The sequence below is a fragment of the Streptomyces sp. CG4 genome (assembly GCF_041080655.1).
Taxonomy (GTDB): domain Bacteria; phylum Actinomycetota; class Actinomycetes; order Streptomycetales; family Streptomycetaceae; genus Streptomyces.
Genome location: NZ_CP163525.1, coordinates 984535 through 1010054 on the forward strand (window position 1 = coordinate 984535; position 25520 = coordinate 1010054).

Annotated in this window: 23 protein-coding genes and 1 pseudogene; 10 read left to right on the forward strand and 14 right to left on the reverse strand. The window is 71.5% G+C overall.

What is annotated here, in order from left to right; translation table 11 throughout:
• Positions 1 to 263: 263 nt before the first annotated feature.
• Entirely contained in the window at positions 264 to 1640 is a 1377-nt protein-coding gene (locus tag AB5L52_RS04585; RefSeq protein WP_369362713.1) for a S1 family peptidase, read from the forward strand.
• A gap of 129 nt (positions 1641 to 1769) precedes the next feature.
• Here AB5L52_RS04585 and AB5L52_RS04590 read toward each other — a convergent pair whose 3' ends face one another.
• Together AB5L52_RS04590 and AB5L52_RS04595 are read right to left on the reverse strand one after the other, a co-directional pair.
• A complete protein-coding gene (locus tag AB5L52_RS04590) occupies positions 1770 to 1955 on the reverse strand; it encodes a hypothetical protein (protein WP_351032743.1) in 186 nt (61 codons plus the stop codon).
• A 113-nt stretch (positions 1956 to 2068) separates the two neighbouring features.
• Positions 2069 to 3217, reverse strand: coding sequence for an ROK family protein (locus tag AB5L52_RS04595; RefSeq protein ID WP_369362714.1), 1149 nt, complete (start codon positions 3215 to 3217; stop codon positions 2069 to 2071).
• A 126-nt stretch (positions 3218 to 3343) separates the two neighbouring features.
• Here AB5L52_RS04595 and AB5L52_RS04600 point away from each other — a divergent pair, with 126 nt between their 5' ends.
• Positions 3344 to 4546: a Gfo/Idh/MocA family protein gene (locus tag AB5L52_RS04600; RefSeq protein ID WP_369362715.1), complete on the forward strand. Its 1203-nt coding sequence runs from the start codon at positions 3344 to 3346 to the stop codon at positions 4544 to 4546.
• Between the two features lie 62 nt (positions 4547 to 4608).
• On the opposite strand, the gene AB5L52_RS04605 is transcribed toward AB5L52_RS04600, so the two are convergent.
• Positions 4609 to 5304 (reverse strand): L,D-transpeptidase family protein, encoded by a 696-nt coding sequence (locus AB5L52_RS04605; protein WP_369362716.1) that lies wholly within the window; start codon positions 5302 to 5304, stop codon positions 4609 to 4611.
• Positions 5305 to 5417: 113 nt separating this feature from the next.
• Positions 5418 to 6071, reverse strand: a complete 654-nt coding sequence (locus AB5L52_RS04610) for a maleylpyruvate isomerase family mycothiol-dependent enzyme (RefSeq protein ID WP_369362717.1) — start codon at positions 6069 to 6071, stop codon at positions 5418 to 5420.
• A 70-nt stretch (positions 6072 to 6141) separates the two neighbouring features.
• Between AB5L52_RS04610 and AB5L52_RS04615 the strand changes: the two genes are divergently transcribed.
• Positions 6142 to 7044: a LysR family transcriptional regulator gene (locus AB5L52_RS04615; RefSeq protein ID WP_369362718.1), complete on the forward strand. Its 903-nt coding sequence runs from the start codon at positions 6142 to 6144 to the stop codon at positions 7042 to 7044.
• 100 nt (positions 7045 to 7144) lie between these two features.
• Here the strand turns inward: AB5L52_RS04615 and AB5L52_RS04620 are convergent, their stop codons facing one another.
• From AB5L52_RS04620 to AB5L52_RS04635, 4 genes are all read right to left on the reverse strand, one after another.
• Positions 7145 to 7933 (reverse strand): SDR family NAD(P)-dependent oxidoreductase, encoded by a 789-nt coding sequence (locus AB5L52_RS04620; RefSeq protein WP_369362719.1) that lies wholly within the window; start codon positions 7931 to 7933, stop codon positions 7145 to 7147.
• Positions 7934 to 8010: 77 nt separating this feature from the next.
• Positions 8011 to 8925, reverse strand: a complete 915-nt coding sequence (locus AB5L52_RS04625; protein WP_369362720.1) for an SDR family oxidoreductase — start codon at positions 8923 to 8925, stop codon at positions 8011 to 8013.
• 87 nt (positions 8926 to 9012) lie between these two features.
• On the reverse strand, positions 9013 to 9642 hold the full coding sequence (locus tag AB5L52_RS04630; RefSeq protein ID WP_351579707.1) for an MBL fold metallo-hydrolase: 630 nt from the start codon (positions 9640 to 9642) through the stop codon (positions 9013 to 9015).
• A complete protein-coding gene (locus AB5L52_RS04635; RefSeq protein WP_369362721.1) occupies positions 9642 to 10727 on the reverse strand; it encodes an S-(hydroxymethyl)mycothiol dehydrogenase in 1086 nt (361 codons plus the stop codon). The genes AB5L52_RS04630 and AB5L52_RS04635 overlap by 1 nt, the downstream gene beginning before the upstream one ends.
• A 228-nt stretch (positions 10728 to 10955) precedes the next feature.
• Between AB5L52_RS04635 and AB5L52_RS04640 the strand changes: the two genes are divergently transcribed.
• The 3 genes and pseudogenes from AB5L52_RS04640 to AB5L52_RS04650 form a co-directional block, all read left to right on the forward strand.
• Entirely contained in the window at positions 10956 to 11735 is a 780-nt protein-coding gene (locus AB5L52_RS04640) for an acyltransferase domain-containing protein (protein ID WP_369362722.1), read from the forward strand.
• A gap of 131 nt (positions 11736 to 11866) precedes the next feature.
• Positions 11867 to 12232: a nuclear transport factor 2 family protein gene (locus tag AB5L52_RS04645; protein WP_351032725.1), complete on the forward strand. Its 366-nt coding sequence runs from the start codon at positions 11867 to 11869 to the stop codon at positions 12230 to 12232.
• Positions 12233 to 12662: 430 nt separating this feature from the next.
• Positions 12663 to 12929 (forward strand): annotated as a pseudogene (locus AB5L52_RS04650) (bifunctional methylenetetrahydrofolate dehydrogenase/methenyltetrahydrofolate cyclohydrolase); the annotation flags it as partial.
• 30 nt (positions 12930 to 12959) lie between these two features.
• On the opposite strand, the gene AB5L52_RS04655 reads toward AB5L52_RS04650, so the two are convergent.
• Positions 12960 to 13955 (reverse strand): CU044_5270 family protein, encoded by a 996-nt coding sequence (locus AB5L52_RS04655; protein ID WP_369362723.1) that lies wholly within the window; start codon positions 13953 to 13955, stop codon positions 12960 to 12962.
• The gene (locus tag AB5L52_RS04660; protein WP_351579719.1) at positions 13948 to 14631 is read right to left on the reverse strand and encodes a sigma-70 family RNA polymerase sigma factor; all 684 of its coding nucleotides are present in this window, start codon (positions 14629 to 14631) and stop codon (positions 13948 to 13950) included. Before AB5L52_RS04660 ends, AB5L52_RS04655 begins: the two co-directional genes overlap by 8 nt.
• 106 nt (positions 14632 to 14737) lie before the next feature.
• On the opposite strand from AB5L52_RS04660, the gene ctaD reads away from it, so the two are divergent.
• Positions 14738 to 16372 (forward strand): cytochrome c oxidase subunit I, encoded by a 1635-nt coding sequence (gene ctaD, locus AB5L52_RS04665; protein ID WP_369362724.1) that lies wholly within the window; start codon positions 14738 to 14740, stop codon positions 16370 to 16372.
• On the forward strand, positions 16369 to 16707 hold the full coding sequence (locus AB5L52_RS04670; RefSeq protein ID WP_369362725.1) for a hypothetical protein: 339 nt from the start codon (positions 16369 to 16371) through the stop codon (positions 16705 to 16707). The genes ctaD and AB5L52_RS04670 overlap by 4 nt, the downstream gene beginning before the upstream one ends.
• 12 nt (positions 16708 to 16719) lie before the next feature.
• Here the strand turns inward: AB5L52_RS04670 and AB5L52_RS04675 are convergent, their stop codons facing one another.
• Positions 16720 to 18690: a ricin-type beta-trefoil lectin domain protein gene (locus tag AB5L52_RS04675; RefSeq protein ID WP_369368807.1), complete on the reverse strand. Its 1971-nt coding sequence runs from the start codon at positions 18688 to 18690 to the stop codon at positions 16720 to 16722.
• Positions 18691 to 18902: 212 nt separating this feature from the next.
• Here AB5L52_RS04675 and AB5L52_RS04680 point away from each other — a divergent pair, with 212 nt between their 5' ends.
• Positions 18903 to 20132, forward strand: coding sequence for a glycosyltransferase (locus AB5L52_RS04680; RefSeq protein WP_369368808.1), 1230 nt, complete (start codon positions 18903 to 18905; stop codon positions 20130 to 20132).
• 123 nt (positions 20133 to 20255) lie between these two features.
• On the opposite strand, the gene AB5L52_RS04685 is transcribed toward AB5L52_RS04680, so the two are convergent.
• Positions 20256 to 21281, reverse strand: a complete 1026-nt coding sequence (locus tag AB5L52_RS04685; protein WP_351032722.1) for an alcohol dehydrogenase — start codon at positions 21279 to 21281, stop codon at positions 20256 to 20258.
• A gap of 177 nt (positions 21282 to 21458) precedes the next feature.
• Entirely contained in the window at positions 21459 to 22121 is a 663-nt protein-coding gene (locus AB5L52_RS04690) for a TetR/AcrR family transcriptional regulator (RefSeq protein WP_369362726.1), read from the reverse strand.
• Between the two features lie 140 nt (positions 22122 to 22261).
• Here AB5L52_RS04690 and AB5L52_RS04695 point away from each other — a divergent pair, with 140 nt between their 5' ends.
• Positions 22262 to 23515, forward strand: a complete 1254-nt coding sequence (locus tag AB5L52_RS04695; RefSeq protein WP_369362727.1) for a YncE family protein — start codon at positions 22262 to 22264, stop codon at positions 23513 to 23515.
• A gap of 83 nt (positions 23516 to 23598) precedes the next feature.
• Here AB5L52_RS04695 and AB5L52_RS04700 read toward each other — a convergent pair whose 3' ends face one another.
• Positions 23599 to 25464 (reverse strand): cellulase family glycosylhydrolase, encoded by a 1866-nt coding sequence (locus tag AB5L52_RS04700; RefSeq protein WP_369362728.1) that lies wholly within the window; start codon positions 25462 to 25464, stop codon positions 23599 to 23601.
• Positions 25465 to 25520 lie beyond the last annotated feature (56 nt).

Below are 25520 nucleotides of genomic sequence, written 5' to 3' on the forward strand. Positions count from 1 at the left end.
CCGGCCGGTAGGAAGTCCACGGCAATTGAGCCTGGCCGGTGCGGGGAGCACACGGCAACTGAGGCCGGTCTGCGGGGAGTCCGTAAGGGCCGGGTCCGGTACGCCGCGATCACCGCTGCCGCTGAACGCCATGGCCCTGGGCGCCAAGACCGTTGAACGCCACGGCCGTGGCCCGCGTATGGAGGTGCGGGCCCTCGACGACCCGAGGGTCTCGCGCCGCCGGCACGGGCGGCGTGCGTCCGGTTCGGCTTCGGGAGCCCTGCATGCGGCACGCACGACGACGGATCGTCAGGCGAGTGACCCGCCTGGCGGCGGTCGGCGGACTCCTCCTGGGTGGCGCGATGATCACCCAGGCGGCCATGGCGAGCGAGACACCTCCCGCCGCCAGAACACTCGCTTCGGCCGACGGCACCGGCGGCACCGGCGCCGCGCTGGTGGCGCGGCTCGGCACGGCACGGACGGCGGGCGACTGGATCGGCCCCGGCGGGCGGCCGGTCGTGGCGGTCACCGACGAGGCGGCGGCGCGGGAGGTACGGCGCGCCGGGGCCGAGGCGAAGGTCGTGTCGCACAGCATGAACGAGCTCAAGTCGGCGACGGCCAGGCTGCGTTCGGCGCCGCGTGTGGCGGGCACCGCGTGGGCGGTGGACTATCGGACCAACCGGGTCGTGGTGAGCGCGGACAGCACGGTGTCCGCCGGCGACTGGTCCCGGATGAGCCAGGTCGCCGCGAGGATCGGCGGCTTCGTGCGGATGGAGCACGCACAGGGCACGTTCACCACACGGCTGAACGGCGCCCAGCCGATCCTGTCGACCGGCGGCCGCTGCTCGGCGGGGTTCAATGTGACCAACGGGCAGAGCGACTTCATTCTCACGGCCGGTCACTGCGGGCCCACGGGATCCACCTGGTTCGCCGGCAATCAGGGCAACCAGCAGCTCGGCCGGACGGTGAGCAGCACCTTCCCCGGCAATGACTTCTCGCTCGTGCAGTACGCGAGCGGCAAGGCCGGTGACGGCGCGGGCGTCGTCGCGATCGGCGGCGGCAACGGGGTGCGGATCACGGGGACCGCCGATGCGGCGGTGGGGCAGCGGGTGTTCCGCAGCGGCAGCACCAGCGGCCTGCACGACGGTACGGTCACCGCGCTCAACGCGACCGTCAACTACCCGGAGGGGACGGTCACCGGACTCATCCAGACCAATGTGTGCGCCGAACCGGGCGACAGCGGCGGCCCGCTGTTCTCCGACGGCGTCGCGCTCGGTGTGACCTCGGGCGGCAACGGCGACTGCACGGCGGGCGGTACGACGTTCTTCCAGCCGGTGACGAGGGCGCTGGCGGCGCTGAACGTCAAGCTCATCGTGTCGGCGCAGCCCGCCGGCGGTGCCCCCAGGAACGCCTCCCCCGCGCCGTCGTCCCCGGCACCCCAGGGCGCGGTCGCCCCGAACGCGGCCTCGCCGGGTTCCTCGGCACCGGTGACGGGGGCATCGGGGCAGACGCTGACGGCCCGGCTGACGGACCCGCGGAACGTGGGTCCGGGGCTGCTGGTCATCGCGGGCAGTCTGATCGCGCTCGTCGCGACCCGCTACATCCGCGCCGAACAGGACCGCAAGGCCTATCAGCGGTATTACTCGGCGACCTGGGGCTGACGAGAGGAACACGACAGGGGCGGGTGGGCGGCGCCGCCCGCGCTGCGACTGATGCGAGAAGGGCACCCGTGCGGTCACGGGTGCCCTTGGCGTTGCGGCGACGATGCGGCGCGGTCCGCGCGAGGCCGGTCAGGCCGCTCGTTGCGACGGCGGCGTCGCGGCGGCCCACTCCATCACGAGGCGCTGGTACTGCGCGCGCTGCTCGGTGGTCAGTGTCCCGCCCGACCGGCGCCACAGGGCCCTGATCTCCTCGTTGACCTCCGCGGCCGATCGCTCGGGAGCGGCTTCAAGAGTGGTGGACATGCTGTGAAGCATATGCCGATCGAGGTGAAGGCGCTGTGAGTAAGTGCACGTGATACGGACATTTCAGACCGTGTTACTCATCACGTGAATGTGTCAAGTGGCGGATGGGAGTTCACACCTGCCCCTCACCCCGGGCCCTCGCCGAGCACGAGTACCTGGATCGCCAACACGGCGGCGCCGCGCGCCCAGTCGTGGAAGTCGGACACCTTCGTCTCCAGGTCGACCGGGTCGGCGTCCGGATGCCGGTGGGCGCGAATGGTCTCGTGGACCGTGTCCCCGGCCACATCCATCAGGCCGACGCCCTCTCCGGCGAGCAGGATCCGCTGCGGCATGGCGAAGTTGGCGATCTGCGCGACCAGGATGCCGAGCGCACGAGCGGCCTCGCCGACGACCCTGGCGGCCATGGGCTCGCCCGCGGCGGCACCGGCGAGGATCTCCTCGTAGGCGGTGTCGCGGCCGGTGGCGGCGCGGATCTGGTACTCGACGCTGGGGATGGTGAGCAAGGACACAGCGCTGCCGCGCTCTCCGGTGGGAGTGAGCGGGCCGTGGGGGTCGATGATCCAGTGCCGGCCGAAGCCACGGCCGTCCTCGGCGGACGGCACGCGTCTGCCGCCGAGCACCAGCCCGTAGCCGATGCCGGCGCCGATGGTCAGGACGGCGAAGCGGTCGAGTCCGCGGCCCGCGCCGAACCAGGTCTCGGCCTCGACCAGGGCGGCCACGTCGTTCTCCACGACGACCGGCAGCCCGGTCCGCTCCCGCACCAGTGTGGCGAGCGGCACGTCGCGCCAGCCGAGGAACGGCGACTGGGCGACCACCGCGCGCTCGCGCACCAGACCGCCCACACCGATGCCGATGCCGGCCGGATCGGGACGGCCCCCGGCCAGGACCGCGGCCATCTCCGCGAGCAGTGCGGCCACGGCGTCCGGGTCGTGCGTGGTGAGCGGCCGGTCGAGCCGGCCGGTGACCTCGCTGCGCAGCGTGGTGACGACGCCGTGGACCATATCGGCGGTGATCTTGAAGCCGAGGAAGGAGCGGGCGTCGGCCACGACGCCGAGCGGCTGCGACGGCCGGCCCTGTCGCGCCTGGGCCGCTCCGGCCTCCTCGGGGGTCTCGACCAGCAGCCCGGACCCGATCAGCGGCTTGGTCAGCCGGGTGAGGCTGCCCTGCGAGAGCCCGAGACGCCGGGCCAGCTCGGTGCGGGACAGCGGCCCGTGCACGAGCACCTCGATCGCCACGGAGCGCTCCGCGGGGCTCAGCGGCAGCCAGCTGGTCATGAGACCGGCTCCTCCATTTCTTCCTGTCCTGAAGTAATCAGTTCACCCTACCGCGCGCCGAGCGCCCCGCGGGAGCTTCCACTCACCCCTTGACGGCCAGATTCTTCCCCATCAAAAGTAATGGGCATGACCTTCTCTCTCGGTATCGTCGGCGCGGGCCAGTTCTCCGGTCAGTTCGCCACGCTGTTCCAGGCTCATCCCGGCGTCCGTGACGTGTATGTCACCGACCTGCTGCCCGAGCGGGCCGAGCGGCTCGCCACCGCGCAGGGTTTCGCCGGCACCTTCCCGTCGTACGAGGCCATGCTGGAGTCGTCGGCGGTCGACGCGGTCGCGGTCTTCACCCAGCGCTGGACGCACGGCCCGCTGGTCCTCCAGGGTCTTGCCGCGGGCAAGCACGTGTACTCCGCCGTACCCATGGCGATCACCACCGAGGAGATCGCCGCGATCATCGACGCGGTACGGGCGACCGGGCTGACGTACATGATGGGCGAGACCAGTCAGTACAACCCGGCGACCGTGCACGCCCGCAACCGGATCGCCGAGGGCGCCTTCGGCCGGCTCTTCTACGCCGAGGGCGACTACGTCCACGACATGGACCTCGGTTTCTACGAGGCCTACCGGTACAGCGGCGGCGAGAACTGGAAGGCGACCGCCAGCTATCCCCCGCTGCTGTATCCGACACATGCGGTGGGCGGGGTGCTCGGGGCCTGGCGGACCCACGCGGTGAGTGTGTCGGCGATCGGTGTGCGGGACGATCGCGGCGATGGCGTTTTCGATCGTTCGGTCAGCCAGTTCGACAACGACCTGTCCAATGCGACCGCGCTGTTCGAGGTCGCGGGCGGCGGATCGTTCCGTACGAACGAGTTCCGGCGGGTCGGCTACCCCTCGCACATCCGCGAGTCCCGGTTCCGGTTCTTCGGTACGGAGGCCAGCATGGAGCAGCTGGCGACGGTGGCGCTGTGGCAGGACAAGGGCGGAGTGCAGGACATCAGCGAGCTGCTGGAGCCCAAGCCGACCCTGGCCCCGGACGATCCGTCCCTGGCGCACATCGCCCCCAAGCTGCGGGCCGCCTTCACCTCGGGTTCGGCGCCGGTGCACGACCGGGCGCGGCTGCCGCGGGAGTTCGACCACCTCCACAACGGCCATGAGGGCAGCCATCACTTCCTGGTCGACGACTTCGTCACCGCCGTCAACACGCGTTCGCTGCCGTCGGTGAACGCATGGGTGGCCGCCCGGTACAACCTGCCGGGCATCATCGCGCACGATTCGGCGCGGCAGGGCGGCGTCCGGCTGGAGATCCCCGACTTCGGGGACGCGCCGGAGGCGTGACGGCCGGGCGGCAACGGCTCAGGGACCGCTCGGCCACCGCTCAGGTGCCACTCGGGTACCGCTCAGGTTCCCGGCTTGCGGCCGTAGACGAAGACGTCGTCGCCCGTCCTCAGCAGCGACCAGTACTTCTTGGCGTCCGTGGTGGTCATGTTCACGCAGCCGTGCGAGCCCGGCGGGTTCCACATGCTCAGGCCCACCGAGTGGAAGGCCTGTCCGCCGTCGAAGAACTGGCTGTAGGGCATCGGCACGTTGTAGACGGTCGAGACGTGGTTGAGGTCCCGCCAGTAGATTTTCTTCAGGCCGGTGCGGGTGGCGAAGCCCTGGCGGCCGGTGCGCACGGGCACGGGCCCGTAGACGAGCTTCTTGCCGTCCTGGATCCAGCTGAGCTGGAGCGTGAGGTTCACGCAGGCGATCCGGCCCCTGTTCACCGGGCAGGCGCCGTCCTTGTTGGGGTTTTTGCCGACGGCCCGCTGCTTGTTCATGAGATCCATCACGCCCCAGGTGACGGATCCGGCGTAGCCGATGTCGGGCATGATGCCGTGCTTGTCCTGGAATGCCTTGATGGCCTGGCAGTCGGCGGCGGACTGCTTGCCGTCGACCGGCCGGCCGAGGAACTTCTCCACCTGCTTCTGGTACGGCCCCGCCTGTGTGGTGCAGCTCGCGGCCTGGGCCGGCGTCGCGGTGAGGGCGAGCGTGAGCGGCGCCACGAGTCCCGTGACGCCCAGCGCGACGACACCCCGTCTTGCTATGACCCCCATGTGCAACCTCTTCTCCCCTTGTCACCCAGGGCCTGCCCCGGGTGCTTCCCTGCGCGATGCCCGCGATCTCCGACTCCTAGACCCGCGCGGAGGCGTGGGGGTTGTGTTTCCGGTCAGGCTGTGACGAAACGGTGAACCTCCTCACCGCGCAGCCGGCCGGCGGGGAGGCTGCGGCCGTAGGCGACCAGCAGCAGGTCCTGACCGCGGCCGTACAGGGACGCACCTGTGCCGAAGGACCAGTCGAGGTCGTCCGCGCACAGCCGGACTCCGGTGAGGTCGGTGCCGAAGACACGGAAGGCACGGGGGTCGACCGCGTCGAGGAGGATCCGCAGGCGGTCCTCGGGCACCTCGCGGTCCAGGCCGAGGGCGACGGTCACGTCCAGGCCGTGCACCACGTCGTGGCCGAGGGCCGCGGCGAGGCCGCCGATCGGGGGCGTCCACGGGTGGTGGGCGTGGGTCCGCAGGAAGCCGGCCAGTGCGGTGTCCGGATGGGCGGCCGCGTCACGGCGGGCGAGACGGTCGGTCATACGGTGCAGGCTGCCGCGCGCCTTGACCAGTTCCCTCAGCACCCGCGCGGTCGGATGGCGGAACCCCATCGACATGTGCGCCACGACCTCCCGGACCCGCCAGCCCGCGCACAGGCTGGGCGCCTCCCACTGGGCGGGCGTCAACGCCTCGAAGAAGTCGGCCAGTTCACGTCGTTCGGCGGCGATGGCGGCGGCCGTGGTGGCCTTGTCCACGGCGGTGGTGTGTGCTGCTTTCCCCATACGTCCAGGATGTTGTGGCCGCGACCAGAAGTCCAAGACATGATCCGTCTGCCTTCTAGCATGGCTGCTTATGGAGTTGAGGCAGCTGCGGTACTTCGTGACGGTGGTGGAGGAGGCAGGGTTCACCCGGGCCGCCGAGCGGCTGCATCTGGCCCAGCCCGGGCTGAGTGCGCAGATACGGCAGCTGGAGCGGGAGTTGGGGCAGCCGCTGCTGGACCGGTCGGGGCGCTCGGTGCGGCCGACGGAAGTGGGTGCGGCCGTACTGCCGTACGCGCGTGCCGCGCTCGCGGCGGTCGACGGGGTGCGGCAGACGGTGGAGGAGTACACGGGCCTGCTGCGCGGCCGGGTCGCCGTCGGTCTCGTCCCCGGCACCCTCGCGCACGCCTTCGACATGGCCGGGCAGCTGGCGGACTTCCACGACGCGCACCCGCGGGTGGAGGTCACCCTCACCGAGGACACCTCGGACCGGATGCTGGCGGCGCTGCGGCGGGGCGAGCTGGACCTCGCGGTGATCGGGATCGCGGAGGAGGAGCCGCCGCCGGGTATCGCTGTGCACGTGGTGATCGACGAGCCGCTGGTCGTGGCGGCCGTCCCCGGACATTCCCTGCTCGCCGAGTACGGCGGTGCCGGCGCCGTTCCGCCGACGGCCCTGCGCGGGCACCGGCTGATCGGGCTGCCGCGCGGGACCGGGATGCGGGGTGTCCTGGAACGGCTCTGTGCCGAGGCCGGCTTCCACCCGCACATCGCGTTCGAGGCCGCGACCCCGGACGGCCTGGCCCGCCTGGCCGCGCGCGGTCTGGGCGTCGCGGTCCTGCCCGGCCTCGGCGCCCGGTCCGGCCTCGGCGCACTGCCGCTCGACGCACCGAACGCCCGCGGACGCGTGGGCCTGGCCTGGCGTGCGGAGGGTCCCATGACTCCGGCGGCACGGGAACTTCTTGGGCGGTTGCGGGAAGGGATGATCGGGGGCGGGTGAGCGCCACAGGGGATTCTGAGCATTGCGGAGCTGCGGTTGCCGGGCCCACGTCCGCATCGGCGCCCCGCCGGCGCGGGCAAGAGAACCCCCCCACCGAGGCTCAGGCCCGCCGTAGGGCCGCGTGGAAGCCGGTGTTCACCGCGGTCAGGCCGCCGTCGACCACCAGGGTCGTGCCGGTGATCCAGGCCGCGTCGTGGGAGGCGAGGAAGGCCACCGCGGCGGCGATGTCCTCGGGCTCGCCGACCCGGCCGAGCGGGTACAGCGGGCGGAGGGCGGCCAGGTCGTCGTCGCGCCCCTCCCACGCCGAGGTGCGGACCGTGCCCGGCACCACGAGGTTCACCCGTACTCCCCGGGCCGCCGCGTGCCCGGCGAGGGTGCGGGTCAGGGACGCGAGGCCGGCCTTGGCGGCGCCGTAGGCGTGGTTGCCGAAGTCCTGCAGGCCGTTGACGGAGCCGATGCCGACGATCGCGCCGCGTCCGGAGGCGACGAGATGGGGCAGCGCGGCACGGCAGCAGCGGTAGGCGCCGGTGAGGGTGACGTCGAGGTCGAGTGCCCACGCGTCGTCGGGGTCGTCCTCGAAGAGCGGGACGTCCGGGCTGCAGTGGGCGGCGCAGTTGACCAGCACGTCGAGGGAGCCGAACGCGGTGACGGCGTGGTCCACGGCCGCCTCCACCGCGGAGCGGTCGGCGGTGTCGCACGCCGCCGCCTCGGCGGTGCGGCCCTCGCGGCGCAGCGCGGCGGCGGTCCGCTCGGCCTCGGGCAGGTCCCGGTCGGTGACCAGGACCCGGCCGCCCTCCTCGGCGAGTCTGCGGGCGACGGCCGCGCCGATGCCGCGGGCCGCGCCCGTGACGAGAACTCCGTGTCCTGCGAAGCGGGTGTGATCGGTCATGGACTGACGGTACGGTCCGGCGGGCGCCCTTTCACCGGTAGGGCGAGCGCGCTTTTTGCCGGTAGGGCGAGCGCCTGCTACCGGTATCCGGTGACGTCGGCCGGCTTGCCCGCGTCCTGCACCTCGACCAGGTACCGCCAGGCGTCGGGGCGGCTGCCGTCGAGGTCGGTGAAGCCGTACACCTGGGCGAGGCCGCCGCTGGAGAGGGACTGTCCGTTGAAGCGGGCCACGTCGGGGTCGGCGGCCAGGGCGGCGACGGCGCGGCCCACGTAGCGCGGGGTCTCGGAGATGGCGAAGTGCGGTTGGCGGGCGAGGGCGTCGCGCCAGTTGTCCTCACGGACGCCGTACGCGTCGAGCATCAGCTCCGAGCGCAGCCAGCCCGGGGTGAGGGCGAGCGCGGTGGCGCCGCGCGGGCCGAGTTCATGGCCGAGGGCGAAGGCCATGCGCAGTACGGACGCCTTGGCGAGGTCGTAGAAGAAGTTCACACGGTAGGTGTCGCGGTTGTAGTCGGCGGTGCCGTCGGTCATCTCCACGACCAGGCCGCCCGGGTGGCGCAGCAGGAGGGGCAGCGCGAAGTGGCTGGTGATCGCGTGGGTCTCGACCGCGAGCCGGAGGAGCCTGAGCCCGTTGTCCAGATCGTGCTCCCACATGGTCGTGTCCCACTCGAAGAGTTTCTCGCCGCCCCAGATGTCGTTGACGAGGAGGTCGAGGCGGCCCTGTTCGTCGGCGATGCGGTCGACCAGGGCCCGTACGGCGGCCTTGTCCAGGTGGTCGGCGGCGACGGCGATGCCGTGTCCGCCGGCCGCGGTGACGAGGTCGGCAGTGTCCTCGATGGTCTCGGGGCGGTCGTACTCCGAGCGGCGCTCGCGTGTGCTGCGGCCGGTGACGTAGACGGTGGCGCCGGCCGCGCCCAGTTCCACGGCGATGCCCCGTCCGGCACCCCGGGTCGCGCCCGCGACCAGCGCCACCTTGTCCTCAAGCGGTCCTGCCATGTCCGGCCTCCCGTGCGCTGCGACTGCTGTCGTCGTCCACTGTCGCGGGAAAGCCGGACATCTCCTGTCGCCGTTTCCGGCGGGTTCTCAATGGCCGCGCCTGATCCACTCCTCCAGGTGAGGTGCCTCGGCACCGATGGTGGTGGAGTCACCGTGGCCGGTGAGGACCTTGGTCTCCGGCGGGAGGGTGAGGAGCTTGTCACGGATGGAGTCGATGATCGTGGGGAAGTGGGAGTAGGAGCGTCCGGTGGCGCCGGGACCGCCGTGGAAGAGGGTGTCCCCGGTGAAGACGGCGCCGAGCGCGGGGTCGTAGAGGCAGACGGCGCCCGGGGCGTGCCCCGGGGTGTGCAGCACGGTCAGGTCGGCACCGGCGGCCTCGATGACCTGGCCGTCCAGGAGGTGCCGGTCGGGGTCGCGGTCCGGGTGGGTCATCTTCCACAGCGGCAGGTCGTCGGGGTGCAGCCAGATGGTGGCGCCGGTGCGGGCGGCGAGTTCCGGTGCGGCGTTGACGTGGTCGTTGTGGGCGTGGGTGCACACGATGGCGCTCAGGTGCCGGTCGTCGATCGCGGCGACGATGGCGTCGGCGTCGTGGGCGGCGTCGATGACGATCACCTCCCGCTCGTCGCCGACGATCCACACGTTGTTCTCCACGTCCCAGGTGCCGCCGTCGAGGCTGAACTTGCCCGAGGTGACGAGGCGTTCGATGCGCACGGTCATCAGAGCACCACCACCGAGCGCAGCACGTCGCCGTGGTGCATCCGCTCGAACGCCTTCTCCACCTCGTCCAGTTGAACGGTCTCGGTGACGAACGCGTCGAGCGGCAGCCGGCCCTGCAGGTGCAGGTCGATCAGCAGGGGAAAGTCACGGGAGGGCAGACAGTCGCCGTACCAGCTCGACTTCAGGGCGCCGCCGCGGCCGAAGACGTCCAGCAGGGGCAGTTCCAGTTTCATCTCGGGGGTGGGGACGCCGACGAGGACGACGGTGCCGGCGAGATCGCGGGCGTAGAAGGCCTGCTCGTACGTCTCCGGGCAGCCGACGGCCTCGATGACGACGTCGGCGCCGAAGCCGCCGGTCAGTTCGCGGATCGCCGCGACCGGGTCGGTCTCCTTGGAGTTGACGGTGTGGGTGGCGCCCAGGGTGCGGGCCTTGTCCAGCTTGCGGTCGTCGATGTCCACGGCGATGATCTTCGCCGCGCCCGCGAGGTTCGACCCGGCGATGGCCGCGTCGCCGACACCGCCGCACCCGATGACCGCGACGGAGTCGCCCCGGCCGACGCCGCCCGTGTTGATCGCCGCGCCGATCCCGGCCATGACCCCGCAGCCCAGCAGGCCGGCGACCGCCGGGGAGACGGCCGGGTCGACCTTGGTGCACTGGCCGGCGGCGACGAGTGTCTTCTCGGCGAACGCACCGATGCCGAGGGCGGGCGAGAGCTCCGTGCCGTCGGCCAGGGTCATTCTCTGCTTCGCGTTGTGCGTGTTGAAGCAGTACCAGGGCCGGCCGCGCAGACAGGCCCGGCAGTTCCCGCACACGGCACGCCAGTTGAGGATCACGAAGTCCCCCGGTGCCACATCGGTCACGCCCGCGCCGACCGACTCCACGACACCGGCGGCCTCGTGGCCGAGGAGGAAGGGGAAGTCGTCCGAGATTCCGCCTTGTTTGTAGTGCAGGTCGGTATGGCAGACACCGCAGGCCTGGACGCGCACCACGGCCTCGCCGGGCCCCGGATCCGGCACCACGATCGTCTCGACCCGTACCGGCTCGTCCTTCCCCGGTGCGATCACGCCGCGTACTTCCTGCGCCATGGGCTGGCCCCTTCCTCGTTTGCCTTCCCTGCCGACCCTACGCGCGACCGATCGGCAGCGGGGCGGAGCACGGCGGCGGCCGTGGATCTTTCCGGCTCCGCCGTAAAAAATGCGCCTACCTCCGGCAGGAATTTGACCGAATAACATCATTCGATGATGGAAATCTTTTTGCTGGGTGCATGAGTTTGCCTGGTATGGGTGTCGGCCGGGTCATGCCTCAATGGGGACATGCCCATCGAAGGCCGCAATGGACGGACCGCGTTCCTGTTCTCGGCCGGTGCCGCGCCGCGCCCCGGAACGGGCCGTGAACTCCGGGACATCTTCCCGGAGTTCGCCGACGCGCTGGACGCCGTCTGCGCGCGGCTCGATCCGTATCTCGAACTGCCGTTGGCAAGCGTGATGTTCGCCGACGACGGCACGCGTACGGCCGCGCTGCTGGACCGGGAGTCGTACGCCGGGCCGGCGGTCTTCGCGCTCCAGGTGGCGCAGTACCGGCTGCTGCGCAGCTGGGGAATGCGGCCGGACGTGGTGTTCGGGCAGGCGGCCGGGCGGATGGCCGCGGCGTATGCCGCCGGTGTGTTCTCCCTGGCGGGGGCCTGCCACGCGGTCGGCACCCTGGCCCGCCTCCTCGGCGGCCGCCCGGCTCCCGAGCCGCACTCCCCCGGCCTGGACGGCGTCCTCGACGCCTACGGCCGTACCCTCGCCACCCTCCGCCCGCGTGTGCCGCGCCTCCCCCTCGTCTCCGACGTCACCGCCCGCCCGGTGGGCGCCGAGACCGCCGGACCGGACTTCTGGGTGCGGCGCGCACCGGCGCGCTTCGCCGAGGCGGTCGGCCTGCTGCACCGCGAGGGGGTCAGGACCTGGCTGGAACTGGGGCCCTCGGACCGGCTCACCCGGCTGCTGCCGGACTGCCTCCCGGACGGTACGGCCTCGGCCTTCGCGCTGTCCCGCGACTGGGCGGCGCTGCGGTCGGGTCCGGGCGCCGGGTCCGGGACCGCACAGCGCTGAGCGGCGTCGCGCGAGCCGGTGGGACCCGCCGTCTGCGCTTGCCGAGGCCGCCGGGCCGGAGGAGTCTCGAAGGGTGGGCGGTCCGTGCGGTCCGCGCCCTGCCGGGCCGCGGGCGCCCCAAGGAGGTCACGATGGGCAGCGCGACAGGTTCCGCCTTCGACACCGAGACACTGCGCCGGGGCATAGAAGGGAACACCGGGAACACCCTTCTGTCGCTCTACGCCGACGACGCCGAGATCCGCATCGTCGACCACAACAGCCAGCCCAGCCACCCCACCGTGCTGCACGGCCGGAGTGAGATCGCCGTCTTGCTGGACGACGTCTACCGCCGCGACATGACACACAAGCTGGGCCAGTGCGTCATCCAGGGTGATCACGCCGCGTTCACCGAGTCCTGCCAGTACGGGGACGGCACCCGCGTCCTCGCCGAGTCGATGGTCACGCTGCGGAACGGCAAGATAGCCGACCAGTTGATCATCCAGGCCTGGGACGAGTAGGCACAACCCGGTATGACGGGCGCCGGAAGGAGATACGCGAGGGTCCAGGTCGCCTCCCGGCTGACCTGGACCTTCTCGGCCCGGGCGAGCCTTGGGCGGCTGCCGCGGGCCCGCCCCCGACGCCGGGCACCGGCTGCCGCGGCGGGCCTGCCGGTGTCCGCTGCTCTGCTGCGGTCGGCGCTGCGAGCAGCGCGCCTTCGCCCGCGTCCTCCGCTGCCGCAGGCGCTGCGCAGGCGGCACGGCCGGTGCCGGTGAGCACGGGGCCGGGGGCGTACGCATGCTTGGTTACGCTGTACGCGGGCCGTGACTGGCGCTGAGGTGGATTACCACCGGGTGGGGCCCCGCGCGAGCGAAGCCGAGCGTGAGGAAGGTCCGTGGTGGTTGCCGCGTGCCTGGGCGAGAGAGTCGATCCAGCTCAGGAGCGTGCGGCACCGTGACCTATGTCCGCATGAAGCAGAACCGGTGCCGCAAGGCCGGTATCGCGTCCCGGCACGTGACCCTGCCCGCCACCACGATCACCGCCGAACTCGTCGGCGCCCTGCGGGAGTTGTCGGCCGACCCGGCCGTGCACGGCATCCTGTCCGCTGTGAAGCGCGCCTCGCTGATCACGCCGGTGCCGGGAGGTGTCGGGCCGATGACGATCGCCACGCTGCTGGAGCAGACCGTCGCGGCCGCCGCCCGGCAGCTCGGCGCATAGGCCCCGGCATGCCGGGGCCGGCCCCAGGAGTCAGCGCAGCCAGGCGCTGTACTCCATCACGTCCCCGGCCTTCACTCCGAACCGGGCGTCGTCCCGGGTGAAGGTGGCTTCGAGACCGAGGACGGCACCGGTGCGCGGATCGAGGATCAGCATGCGCCGCTCGCCCGGGACGTCGCAGACGTACGCCTGCCCGGGGCGGCCCAGCCGGTCCGTCACCTGCCCGACGGGGCGCAGGCCCTTGGCGTCCGCGAGGATCCGCACCAGGGCGGCCGACTCGCGGGATCCCAGGGTCCAGTGGTCCAGCAACTCCTGTACGGAGTCCAGAAGTTCGGCGGTGGACAGGGAGCCCGTGCCGGTGCGGGCCGTCTCGGCGAGGTAGGCGCGCAGGGTGACCGGATCATGCGGGGGGCGTGCCTCGGGCGGGGCATCGCTCCAGCTCGGCGGGTAGGTGGTCCGGCTCAGCACCTTCCCGTCCGCCACCGGGCGCGGCTCGTCGTCCGCGGCGCCGTCGGTGAGGACGGGGCGGCCCGGATGGCGCGGGTCGGTGGCCACGACGAGCTCGGTGTGGCTGTCGTCGGCGTTCCAGCGGACGACGCGCTCCTCGGGGAGGGTCACGGGCGGTTCGTCGTCGCTCATACCGAGGCTCCAGGACTGGACATGGGTGCCCCTGCGCAGGCCGGGTGAGCCGTCCGCGGCGGCCGCGGCGGCCAGTTCGGCCATCCGGTCAAGCGGTACGGCAGTGGAGTGCGCCCGGACGGCCAGCGGGCGGGGCGCGGCGACGGCGGGCTGACCGCTCGGTCCGCCCAGCAGTGCGGTGAGGGTGGTCGCGAGGACGACGGCGGTGGCGGCGAGGCCCCACAGCAGCCGGGCGCGCGGGGTCCGGCGCCGGGCGCCGGGGTCGTCGTCCGCGCGCAGCAGCAACTCCAGCCGCCGCTCGGCGCGATGGTCCAGCGGGCCGTCGCCGAAGTGCGGGCCATGGGGCGGGACCGGGTCGGCGCGGCGCAGGAGGTCGAGTTCGTCAGGCATGGCGGGGGTCCTTGCGGGAGGGTACGGCGGCGGGGCCGGCGGGGTGCGGCATGCGCCGGGAGGGGCAGGGGCCGTCCTCGTCGGCGGGTGGCTCGTCCTCGGTGCGGGCCGGATCGGTCACGGGACCGCCGTCACCCGGCAGTTGTCCGGGCGACGGGGCGGCCGCCGGTGTCGCGGGGCGCGTGCGGTCGATTTCGGCGCGCAGCCGGCGGCGGGCGCGGTGCAGGCGCATCGCCGCCGCGCGTCGGCCGCAGCCCAGCGCGACCGCGATCTGTTCGGTGTCGAGTTCCTCCCAGGCCGCGAGGCGCAGTACCTCCTGGTCGGCCGGGGAGAGCCGGTCCAGGGCCTCGTGCACCCAGGCTCCCGGCGCCTCCACGTCGGGGCTGTCCACGATGTGCCGGCCGTGCGCGGCCTCGTCGTTGCCCAGCCGGTCCACCAGTCTGCGCCGGCGCCCATGACCGCGTACCGCGTTCGCCAGGCAGTTGCGGGCGACCCCGTACAACCAGGGCAGCGGCGCGTCCGGCAGGTCGCGCCGGCGCCGCCAGGCGACCGTGAACACCTCGGCCACCACTTCCTCCACCTCGTCGGCCCGTCCGGGCAGTCGCCGCGCGACATAGCGGCTGACCGCCCAGTAGTGCTCGCGATAGGCAGCGGCGAAGGTCTCGTCGTTGCTCATGTTCGGTTCGTGTCCGGCACCGCCCGGATCGTCACACCCTTCTTCCGTGATGCTTCTCGCGTCGTCCGAGTGTGACCGGCGGGCCGGGCGCGGACACAGGCGGGGCGTGAAGAGGATCAGAGATTTCAGGGGCTTCCGCGCCGTGCGGTGGCTGACGACGACCGATCACAAGACGATCGGAACGCTCTATTTGGTCACCGCGTTCGTGTTCTTCCTGATCGGTGGCGTGATGGCGCTGCTCATGCGCGCCGAGCTGGCCCGGCCGGGTCTGCAGATCATGTCGAACGAGCAGTTCAACCAGGCGTTCACGATGCACGGCACGATCATGCTGCTGATGTTCGCGACGCCGCTGTTCGCCGGCTTCACGAACTGGATCATGCCGCTGCAGATCGGCGCGCCGGACGTGGCGTTCCCGCGGCTGAACATGTTCGCCTACTGGCTGTACCTGTTCGGCTCCACGATCGCGGTGGGCGGCTTCCTCACCCCCGAGGGCGCGGCCGACTTCGGCTGGTTCGCCTACTCGCCGCTGTCGGACGCGGTCCGCAGCCCGGGTGTCGGCGCCGACATGTGGATCATGGGTCTGGCCTTCTCCGGCTTCGGCACCATCCTCGGCTCGGTCAACTTCATCACCACGATCATCTGCATGCGCGCCCCGGGCATGACCATGTTCCGCATGCCGATCTTCGTGTGGAACGTGCTGCTCACCGGTGTCCTGGTCCTGCTCGCCTTCCCGGTCCTCGCGGCCGCGCTGTTCGCCCTGGAGGCGGACCGCAAGTTCGGCGCCCATGTCTTCGACGCCGCCAACGGCGGCGCCTTGCTGTGGCAACACCTCTTCTGGTTCTTCGGACACCCAGAGGTGTACATCATCGCCTTGCCGTTCTTCGGCATTATCTCCGAGGTGATCCCGGTGTTCTCCCGCAAGCCGATGTTCGGCTACATGGGCCTGATCGCCGCGACCATCGCGATCGCCGGTCTGTCCGTGACGGTGTGGGCCCACCACATGTACGTGACCGGCGGTGTGCTGCTGCCGTTCTTCTCCTTCCTGACCTTCCTGATCGCCGTACCGACCGGGGTGAAGTTCTTCAACTGGATCGGCACGATGTGGAAGGGCTCGTTGTCCTTCGAGACGCCGATGCTCTGGGTGACGGGTTTCCTCGTCACGTTCGTCTTCGGCGGGCTGACCGGTGTCATGCTTGCCTCGCCACCGCTCGACTTCGCCACCTCCGACTCCTATTTCGTGGTGGCCCACTTCCACTACGTCCTCTTCGGCACGGTGGTCTTCGCGATGTTCGCGGGATTCCACTTCTGGTGGCCGAAGTGGACCGGCAAGATGCTGGACGAGCGCCTCGGAAAGATCACCTTCTGGACGCTGTTCGTCGGCTTCCACGGCACCTTCCTGGTCCAGCACTGGCTGGGCACGAACGGAATGCAGCGCAGAATTCCCGACTATCTCGCGGTCGAGGGACTCACCACGCTCAACACGGTCTCGACGATCTTCTCGTTCCTGCTCGGCTCCTCGATGCTCCCGTTCTTCTACAACGTCTGGAAGACGGCCAAGTACGGCGAGCGGGTCGGGAGCGACGACCCCTGGGGCTACGGCCGTTCGCTGGAGTGGGCGACCTCCTGCCCGCCCCCGCGGCACAACTTCCTCACCCTGCCCCGGATCCGCAGCGAATCCCCGGCGTTCGACCTGCACCACCCGGAAACGTCCCTGCCGGAAAAGGAGTTGACCGCACGATGACGGCACAGGAGGAGCGGGCACTCGTCCGGGCGATCGAGGGTCATCTGCTGCTGGCCGCCGCACGGGAGGAGGGCTGGACGGCGGCGGCGCGCACCGCATCCCGGCTGGGCTGGCTCACTCAGACCCAACAGGACGCGCTGGAGGGGGAGTTCGAGGCGGAGTACGTGGCAGTGTCCCGGCTGTCGTGGCAGCGCACCGCCCAACGCGGCGAGGAACTGCGGCAGATGTACGAGGGCCGCTACCGGGCTCTGCGGCAGCGCCTGCTGGCGTGGGTGCTCGTGGGGTGTGCGCTGCTGACGGCGGCGGGCCTGCTGCTGGCGTCCGCCGCCGCATAGCGCGGCCACGGGTCAGGTCCGGGACCACTTCTGGTTGGCGCCGCCGTTGCAGTTCCACAGCACCAGCGAGGTGCCGTTGCCTGTGGCGGCGTTGTCCGCGTCCAGGCACAGACCCGCGTGGACGTTGGTGATGGTGCCGTCGGCGTTCACCGTCCACTTCTGGTTGTCCTGGCCGTTGCAGTCCCAGATCACGACCTTGGTGCCGTCGGTGGTGCCGAGGTTGTAGGCGTCGAGGCATTTGTCGCCGTAGACGACGAGTTCCTTGCGGGAGGTGTACGTCCAGGCCTGGTTGGCGCCGCCGTTGCAGTCCCACAGCTCGGCCTGGGTGCCGTTGGTGATCGTGTTGTCGTAGAGGTCGGCGCAGCGGCCGGACGGTGCGCCGGCGAGGAGGGTGCCGTCGGTGCCGGGTATCGGACGTACCGTGAGTCCGCCCAGGGACGGGCCTCCGGTGAAGGTGAGGGAGTTGCCGTTCCCCTTGGTGAGGTTCACCTGGACCGAGACCGTGCCCTGGGTGGTGCCGGTGGGCGGGAAGGACACCGTCGTCGGGGTCTGGCCGTTGACCTGAAGGGTGGCGGTGGCGGGCGTGGAGGCGGTGTTGGTGTAGGCGATGTCGGCCACGTGCACACCGGTGCTCGCGGCGGTCACGCCCTGGTACGTGCCGGTGGAGGTGGCGCTGTGGTCGCCGCTCGCCGCCTCGGTGCCTCTGACCTGGAGCAGCACCGAGCCGCCCGCGGGGACGGCGGCGGTGTAACTCGTCGCGTGGGAACCGGCGTTCCGCCGCGCCCACAGGTCCCGGACGGTGGCCGTGGCTCCGGTCAGGCCGAGGTCGGACCAGCGGACGGTGATGTTCTGCGCGGCCGAGGTGCGGTTGAGGAGGACGACGGCGCGGTTGCCGGTGCCGGAAAGGACCTTGCCGTAGACCTGAAGACCGGTGGTGTCCTCGGCGACCTTGACGCCCTGCAATCCGCGCGGGTCCTGGTCGACGGCGACGACCTCGGGGTTCTTCAGGATCGCGGCCGTCTCACCGGTCATTGTGGTGAGGTCGTTGCCCGCCAGCAGCGGGGCGCCGGAGATCGCCCACAGGGCCATGTGGGTGCGGTTCTGCGCGGCGGTGAAGCCCGGCATGCCGACCATCAGCATGTCGGGGTCGTTGTGGAAGCCGGTGTGCTGGGCGGCCGGGTGCAGGGCCTGGTCGAAGTTGGACAGCATGCCGCTCTGCGAGGGCGTGTCGCCGTAGTAGATGATGTCCGTGCTGGTGCGCCACATCGGGGCGAGGCCCGGCGCCCAGTTCCAGGGGTTCTGCTTGCCCCAGTTGCAGACGGAGAGAGTGAGCGGGCGGCCGGTGGTCGCGGCGGCCTGGGTGACGGCCCCGCTGATCGCCTTGTACGTCGTGGCCGCGTCCAGTCCCTCGGCGTCGCCGCCGCACCAGTCGACCTTGACGAAGTCGAAGCCCCACTTCGAGAACTGCAGCATGTCCTGGTCGTAGTGGCCCTCGCTGCCGGTGTTCGGGGCGGCGGGGCGACCGGTCGGGTAGTAGTAGCCGCAGCCGTTCCTGCCGGCGTCGGTGTAGATGCCCGCCTTCAGGCCCTTGCTGTGGATGTAGTCGGCGATGGCGCTCATCCCGCCGGGCCACTCGCTCGTGTCGGTGGTGATGTCGCCGGCGCTGTCGCGGGTGCCCTGCCACCAGCCCTCGTCGATGTTGATGTACGTGTATCCGGCGTCCGGGAGTCCGGTGGCGACGAACGCGTCGACCTGGCGCTTGATGACGCTGTAGTCGATCTTCGCGGCGAAGCTGTTCCAGGAGGCCCAGCCCATCGGTGCGGCGGGCACCGGGATCTGACGTACCGTCGCGGCCTGCGCCGGGCCCGGCTGGGTGAAGAGCAGGGCGGTGGCCGCGACGAGGGCCAGGACGAGCGCGCGTACGGCGCCGGCTCTGCAGCGGCGTACGAAGCCTTCGGCGGTCGGACGGGGTGGGGGGTACATCGGCGCCTCCGCGTGCGGAACGGACTCCACGACGATCGACATGGTCGATATTTCGAACCTGGATCGGCGAACCGAACATGTGGCGCCGACCGTAGAGGCGCCCGTGGGTGAAGTCAACGGCCGTGACAGGCTTGAACCCGCCTCCGCTGTCGGGGCGTTGAACCCGCGCGGGGCGGAATGCGGCCATACTGGCCGTCGTGCGCGTTGCGATCATGACGGCGGGTTCCCGGGGCGATGTCGCCCCCTACACCGGACTGGGCCACCGGCTCACGCTGGCCGGGCACGAGGTCACCCTGGTCACCCACGCCCGCTTCGAGCCGCTGGTGGCGGGCTCCGGCGTGCGGTTCCACGGGCTGCCGGTCGATCCGCTGGCCGAGCTGGAGTCGCCGCGCGGCCGGGGCCTGCACCGCAGCGCCAGTGAGGCCGGGAAGCTGCTGCGCCTGGCGGGCATGGCGCGCCGGGTCGTCGGGCGGATGACCGAGGACCTGGTCACGGCGGCCCGCGACAGCGAGGTTCTGCTGCTGTCCGCCTCGCTGGCCCCGCTCGGCCACGCCATCGCCGAGGGCCTGCGACTGCCGAGCATGGGCGTCTATCTCCAACCCCTCAGCGGAACAAGGGAGTTCAGTCCTCCCGTGCTCGGCGGCGGCTCCTGGGGACCGGCGCTGAACCGGGTGGCCGGGCACGGCGTGTGCCTCACCACGGAACACATCTTCACGGGCGCGGTGTCCGGGGTACGCGGGCGACTCGGCCTGCCGGCGGTGCGGGCCGGTGCCGCGCTGCGGGCCCGGGAGCGGCGGCTCTGGCCGGTACACCACGGCTTCAGCCCGCTGGTGGTGCCCCGGCCCCGGGACTGGCGGCCGGGTCTGACGGTGAGCGGCTACTGGTGGCCGTACGACACCGAGAGCCAACTGCCGGACGAGGTAAGGGAGTTCCTCGACGCCGGTCCGGCACCGGTCTTCGTCGGCCTGGGCAGCGCCACGGTGCCGGACGCCGGCCGGCTCAGCGCCCAGGTGGTGTCGGCACTGCGGCGGGCCGGGCTGCGCGGGGTGATCCAGCGCGGCTGGGGCGGGCTCACGGCCGCCGGCGACGACATGCTGACCGTCGACGAGGTGCCGCACGCGCTGCTCTTCCCGCGCATGGCCGCCGTGGTCCACCACGCGGGTGCGGGGACGACCGCGGCGGGGCTGCGCGCCGGGGTGCCGGCCGTGCCGGTGCCGGTCCAGTTCGACGCGGGGTTCTGGTCCGCCAGGCTGGTCGCGCTGGGCGTCGCCCCGGACCTCGTACCGCTGCGCCGCCTCACCTCGCAGGCCCTGGCCTCGGCCCTGGTACGCGCCACCCGCGCGCCGGGGTACCGGGAGCGGGCGCGCGCCCTGGGCGCCCGCCTCCGCGCCGAGGACGGCGCGGCACCGGTCCTGGCGGCACTGGAACGGCTCGGCGGCTGACCGCCGGGCCGGTGGTGCGCGCCGCCGGGAGGCGGGCGTCGGCCGGGCCGGCCCCCGGGCATCGGCCGGGCGCGCCCAGGGCGTCAGCCGTTGCCGAGCGCCGGCCGGTCCGGCATGCGGGCGTCAGCCGTTGCTGAGCACCATCCGGAAGCGGGCCCTGCCCGCGAGCATCTTCTGGTAGGCCTCGTCCGCACGGTCCAGCGGCACGGGCTCGACCATCGGCCGGATGCCGTGCAGGGCGCTGAAGGCCATGGTGTCCGCCACGTCCTGGGCGGTGCCGGACGGGTGGCCGCGGACGACACGACCGGCCATGAGCAGCTGGGTCGGACTGATGCCCATCGGTGCGGTGTCCGCGCCGATGACCACGAGCTCACCGCGGGGCGCCAGCCCGTCCACGGTGGCCGTGATGGCCTCGGAGTTCCCGGCGGTGGCCAGGACGGCCTTGGCGCCGCCGAGGGACTGCAGAGCCTCGGCGACCGGGGTGCCGGAGGTGCTGTCGATGTAGTGGTGGGCGCCCAGCTGCTTGGCGAAGTCTGCCTTCTCCGCGCCCCGCGCGATCCCCACGGTCTCGAAGCCCATCGCGACGGCGTACTGCACCCCGAGATGTCCCAGACCGCCGAGACCGAGCACGGCGACCAGGTCCCCCGGCTGGGCCGAGCTGCGCCGCAACCCGTTGAACGTGGTCACGCCCGCACAGGCCATCGGTCCCGCGTCGGCCGCCGACAGTCCGTCCGGAATCCGGGCCAGCGCGTCGGCGGGCGCGACGACCTTCTCACCGAAGCCCCCGTCGTAGGCCCACCCCGGGACCTTCAGGTTCGTGCACACGATGAAGTCGCCCCGCCGGCACGGCGCGCAGTGCCCGCAGCTGCCGCCGAACCAGCCGACCGCCACCCGGTCACCGACCTTCCAGCCCCGCTCCAGCACGCCTTGGCCCAGTTCCTCGATGTGCCCCGCTATCTCGTGTCCGGGCACCTCGGGGAACGACAAGCCCGGAACTCCGCCGCTCACGAAGAGGGCGTCACTGTGGCAGATCCCGCACGCCTCCACGGCGATCCTCACCTCGCCGGGCCCGGGCTGCGGCACTTCTCGCTCGACCAGCTCGAACGCGCCGTTCGGGGCGGTCACCTGCGCGACTCGATACGTACTCATCTGGCTCTCCTGCGTCTGCCGGTGTGTCTTCAAGGCTCCGGAGCACGGGTACGACACCCCCGCACCAGCAGACCAGCTCCGCGCCGATCCCGCGCGCCGAGCCGCACACCCCCGCGCTGACCTGCGCCGACGTGCTTCGCGGTGCGCCTCTTGGCACGCGGCCGCACGGCGCCCCCGTCACGCGGTCGCGGGCCGCCAGCCCTGCGGGCGGAGCATGCCCAGCAGCAACCGCACCAGCTCGTCGACCACCTCGTCCAGCGTGGCGTCCACCCAGCCGGCGCTCCAGTCGTGCAGGAGGCCGTTGACGCTGCCGACGAAGGCCGTCGCCGCGAGCCGGTAGTCACGGGGCGCCGCCTCCCCGCGCACCGCGGCCGCGTCCGCCTCGGCCCGGATGAGGTCGATCCAGCGGGCCCGACGGGCCAGGCGCTGCTCCTCCAGACGGGGGCTGACGCCGACGATCTCCACGAAGGTGATGCGGATGCGGCGCGGATCGCAGGTGACGTCACGGGCGTAGGCGCGGAAGAGCGCGGCGGCGCGCTCGGCCAGCGGCAGACCGTCCGCCCCGGCCAGGGCGTCCAGCACCGCCCGCTCGGCCCAGCCGTTGACCTCCAGGTGCAGTGCGGCGAGGACGTCCTCCAGGGTGCGGAACTCCTCGTAGAACTGCCGGGTGGACAGGCCGGCGGCCTGGCTCAGCGCGGCGACGGTCGTAGCGCGGTAGCCGGGCGCGCCGCCGAACAGGTCCAGGGCCGCGTCCAGAAAGCGCCGGCGCCGCTCGGCCTGCCGGTCCTCGGCCGTACGGCCGCCGTAGCGGCCCGTCGGCGCCTTGAGCCTGCCCGCCACGCTTTCCCCCTCCGTCGCCCCACCGACCCCCAATCTTGTCGTGCACACATCTTGTCGAGTAACCCGCCCTCTCCTTACTTTTCAGTAAGTTCACTGTGAATGCGCCCGTGTTCAGATTCCCCCGAGGAAAGAGAGCAGTCATGCCTGCCTCCAGAACCAGGCACCTTTGCTCCGTGGCCGCCGCCCTCGCCCTGACCGTCGCCGGTCCGGCGACCGCCGCCTCCGCCGCGAGCGGCAACTCCGGCGGACTGCGCGAGGTGCTGTTCGTCGGCAACAACTGGGACGGCACCGCAGATGTCGTCAATTCCTCCGGCGACTTCGCGAAGGTCGGCCGGATCGATGTCATCCCCGACAAGGCGCAGCGGCTGGCGGAGATCAACGCCGACCCGGTCAAGTGGATCTACTACACGTCCATCCGCAACGAGGTCGGCCAGGGACACGACCAGTACGCGGACGACATGTACTCCACGCCCGACGGGAAGTCCGTGGTCGTCTCCCGGCCCAGCTTCGCCGACGTCGTCTCCATCGACCTGGCCACCGACAAGGTCAACTGGCGTTTCCCGGTGGCCGGTTACCGGGCCGACCACATGGCGGTCTCGCCCGACGGCACCCGGGTCGCGGTCTCGGCCTCGACGGCGAACAAGGTGCAGGTGCTGGACATCGGCACCGGTAAGGAAGTGGGCGAGTTCGACACCGGTGACAAGCCGCACGAGAACTTCTTCACGAACGGCGGCACGTACATCTGGAACATGTCCATCGGCGAGGTGACCACCTCCCTCGACGACCCGGCCTGGGACTGGACCAAGGGCGACCGCCACATCACCGTGGTCGACGCGAGCACGTTCAAGCAGGTCAGGACCATCGACATGCGGCAGCGGCTGGACGCGATCGGGCTGAAGGGCTTCTCCGACGCGGTCCGCCCCGCCGCCTTCACACCGGACTGGTCCAAACTGTACTTCCAGGTGTCGTTCTTCAACGGCTTCCTGGAGTACGACGTGGCCACGGACAAGATCACCCGGGTGAAGACGCTGCCGGAGAACCCGGCGACCAACCCGGACCGCACCACGTGGCTGCTGGACTCGCGCCACCATGGCATCTCGATGAACCCCGAGGGCACCAAACTGTGTGTCGCCGGGACGATGGACAACTACGCGACCGTGGTCGACCGGGCCTCCTTCGACGTCGGCCCGCTCGTCACCGCGTCGACGCCGTACTGGGCGACCGTGAGTGGCGACGGCAAGGACTGCATCATCTCCGAGGCCGGCGCCGACCGGATCACGGCCATCGACTTCGCCACCGGCCAGAAGGTGCTCTCCGTGCCGGTCGGCGACCATCCGCAGCGCGTCCGGCTGGGGCATGTCCCGGCCGACTGGACGGGCGCGACGGGGAGTTGAGCGCCGGCGGCCTCCGGGGGGACCCCATTCTTCCCGGAGGCCGTACGGCTTCTGCTCAAGGGCCTCAGAACTCTTGACACCTCTCAGAAGTGCGCCGCCGCCCACCCGGCAAGCTCGGACCTGGCCGCGCCGAGCAGGTCCGCCGAGGGTGCGGTGGCTCCGTTGGTCACCAGCGCGTAGTGCAGGACGCCGGAGTCCGGGTCGGTGAGCAGCAGCCGGCGGCTGCCCGTGCCGCCCGGTTCGGGCGCGACGGCCACCGGCGTCGAAGCGGTGTGGGCGGGCGGGCCGTACACCGTACCGAGGTCGGAGACGACCGTGGTGGACGCGGTCGGGAAGGTCGCCGGCAGGTGCAGTTCGGTGGGCGCGGTGCCGGTGCCGGAACGCCACACCAGCAGCCCGTACTGGCCGGAGCCGACGAGCTTCGCCACGTCGGGCAGGGAGCTCGGCACCGGGTTCCAGGTGAGGGTCGTGGAGCCGTCGCGGGAGCGGTCCTCGTAGGTGAAGGCGAGGGTCGTACCGGCGGTGGCGCTCGGGTAGAGGCGGTCGAGCAGCCGGGCGTCCTGGCGCAGGGTGACGTTTCCGGAGTCGTCCAGGTCCACGGCGGACAGGTCCTCGTCGTTCCAGGCGTCGCCAGAGGTGAGCACCTTGCCGGGGTTGCCGTTCATCAGCTCGTGGTGCCGGCCGCTGTAGAGGTCCCACTGCCACTGGGTGCCGGACAGGACCGGACCCGAGGCGGACGGGTTCGACCACCAACTCGCGCCCGGCAGGCGGGAGTCGAGGCCTTCGTACATCGCCTTCAGGACCGTCGGCGCCTTGTCGGAGACCGTGCCGGACAGCGGGTGGCCGAACTCGCTGACCACGGCCGTGGTGCCCGCGGAGGCGGCGCGGTCGCGGACGGTGGCGAAGTCGGCGGCGTACTGGCCGTCGGCGGCCTTGCCCCACATCAGGACGCCGGAGATGGCCTTCTGGTCGTAGAAGTGGGTGTTGAGGACATAGCGCGGGCCGAGGGTGCCCGCGTCCAGCAGGCCGCCCTCCTGTTTCTGGGTGGAGATGTTGGCGTTCCAGAAGAGGTTGGGCTCCACGAAGGCGGGCTTGTCCTGCCAGCCGGCGGCGTCCATGCGGGCGCGGAACTTCTCGTAGAACGGCCACAACAGGTCCTTCTCCCAGGTGCGGGAGGTCTGCCCGGAGTCGTAACTGCCCGCGTAGGGCTCGTTGTACGGGTCGAAGCCGGCGATGTCCGCGAATTCCGTGCCGGTGAGGTGCTGTTGGAGGTAGGTCATGGCCGCCTGGGCGGTGGTGAGGAAGGCGTCCTGGAGGCCGTGGCTGCTGTGCCAGAAGTCGTACTGAGCCTTCTGCACGGCCGCGTTCTGGGTGATGTTCTGGCCCCAGAAGAGGCAGATGCCGCAGGACTCGGACGGGTAACTCCCCGCGTCCACCACCCACTTGGGGGCGCCGTCACCCGTGTACCAGCTCCCGCTGTTGAACAGGTGGCGGGAGTAGAGGTCCTGGTGGAAGTCGGGGAAGACCCTGATGCCCGCGTCCAGGAAGGCGCGCATCTGCTCGGTGACGGCGGCCAGATAGCCGGTGTCCACCTGGCCGCGCACGGGTTCGGCGTGCGCCCAGGAGAGCAGGAAGCGGACCGAGTTCGCGCCGCCGAGGGCGCGCAGCGCGGTCGCCGATCTTCGGGCATCGGCGACCGAGGCGAAGGGCAGCCCGCCGTTCTCCTCCAGCTTGGTCTCACCGGAGACGTTGTAGCCGCGCAGGACGATCTCGCGGCCCTGGCCATCGGTGAAGCGGCCGCCCTGCACGGTGAGCGGGGCGCCGTCGAACCAGAGGGAGTCGGAAGGCGAGGCGGGGGTGGCGGCGGTGGCGGGCGGGCGGCCCGCCACCGTCAGGAATCCGCTGAGGACGACCAGAACAACCAGCACACGCACCCGGAAATTCGGCATGCCCACCACAATCCGACGGGCTCCGTACAGCGTCAATACCACCTGACTCACAAGTA

Bases quoted from the DNA above. Each gene is read 5' to 3' on its own strand.
- AB5L52_RS04590 (WP_351032743.1), bottom strand. From the start codon at position 1,955: ATGCTTCACAGCATGTCCACCACTCTTGAAGCCGCTCCCGAGCGATCG.
- AB5L52_RS04605 (WP_369362716.1), bottom strand. From the start codon at position 5,304: ATGGGGGTCATAGCAAGACGGGGTGTCGTCGCGCTGGGCGTCACGGGA.
- AB5L52_RS04670 (WP_369362725.1), top strand. From the start codon at position 16,369: ATGACGGCACAGGAGGAGCGGGCACTCGTCCGGGCGATCGAGGGTCAT.
- AB5L52_RS04595 (WP_369362714.1), bottom strand. From the start codon at position 3,217: ATGACCAGCTGGCTGCCGCTGAGCCCCGCGGAGCGCTCCGTGGCGATC.
- AB5L52_RS04615 (WP_369362718.1), top strand. From the start codon at position 6,142: ATGGAGTTGAGGCAGCTGCGGTACTTCGTGACGGTGGTGGAGGAGGCA.
- AB5L52_RS04625 (WP_369362720.1), bottom strand. From the start codon at position 8,925: ATGGCAGGACCGCTTGAGGACAAGGTGGCGCTGGTCGCGGGCGCGACC.
- AB5L52_RS04620 (WP_369362719.1), bottom strand. From the start codon at position 7,933: ATGACCGATCACACCCGCTTCGCAGGACACGGAGTTCTCGTCACGGGC.
- AB5L52_RS04660 (WP_351579719.1), bottom strand. From the start codon at position 14,631: ATGAGCAACGACGAGACCTTCGCCGCTGCCTATCGCGAGCACTACTGG.
- AB5L52_RS04585 (WP_369362713.1), top strand. From the start codon at position 264: ATGCGGCACGCACGACGACGGATCGTCAGGCGAGTGACCCGCCTGGCG.
- AB5L52_RS04675 (WP_369368807.1), bottom strand. From the start codon at position 18,690: ATGTACCCCCCACCCCGTCCGACCGCCGAAGGCTTCGTACGCCGCTGC.
- AB5L52_RS04630 (WP_351579707.1), bottom strand. From the start codon at position 9,642: ATGACCGTGCGCATCGAACGCCTCGTCACCTCGGGCAAGTTCAGCCTC.
- AB5L52_RS04695 (WP_369362727.1), top strand. From the start codon at position 22,262: ATGCCTGCCTCCAGAACCAGGCACCTTTGCTCCGTGGCCGCCGCCCTC.
- AB5L52_RS04685 (WP_351032722.1), bottom strand. From the start codon at position 21,281: ATGAGTACGTATCGAGTCGCGCAGGTGACCGCCCCGAACGGCGCGTTC.
- AB5L52_RS04635 (WP_369362721.1), bottom strand. From the start codon at position 10,727: ATGGCGCAGGAAGTACGCGGCGTGATCGCACCGGGGAAGGACGAGCCG.
- AB5L52_RS04680 (WP_369368808.1), top strand. From the start codon at position 18,903: ATGACGGCGGGTTCCCGGGGCGATGTCGCCCCCTACACCGGACTGGGC.
- AB5L52_RS04655 (WP_369362723.1), bottom strand. From the start codon at position 13,955: ATGCCTGACGAACTCGACCTCCTGCGCCGCGCCGACCCGGTCCCGCCC.
- AB5L52_RS04640 (WP_369362722.1), top strand. From the start codon at position 10,956: ATGCCCATCGAAGGCCGCAATGGACGGACCGCGTTCCTGTTCTCGGCC.
- AB5L52_RS04610 (WP_369362717.1), bottom strand. From the start codon at position 6,071: ATGGGGAAAGCAGCACACACCACCGCCGTGGACAAGGCCACCACGGCC.
- AB5L52_RS04600 (WP_369362715.1), top strand. From the start codon at position 3,344: ATGACCTTCTCTCTCGGTATCGTCGGCGCGGGCCAGTTCTCCGGTCAG.
- AB5L52_RS04645 (WP_351032725.1), top strand. From the start codon at position 11,867: ATGGGCAGCGCGACAGGTTCCGCCTTCGACACCGAGACACTGCGCCGG.
- AB5L52_RS04700 (WP_369362728.1), bottom strand. From the start codon at position 25,464: ATGCCGAATTTCCGGGTGCGTGTGCTGGTTGTTCTGGTCGTCCTCAGC.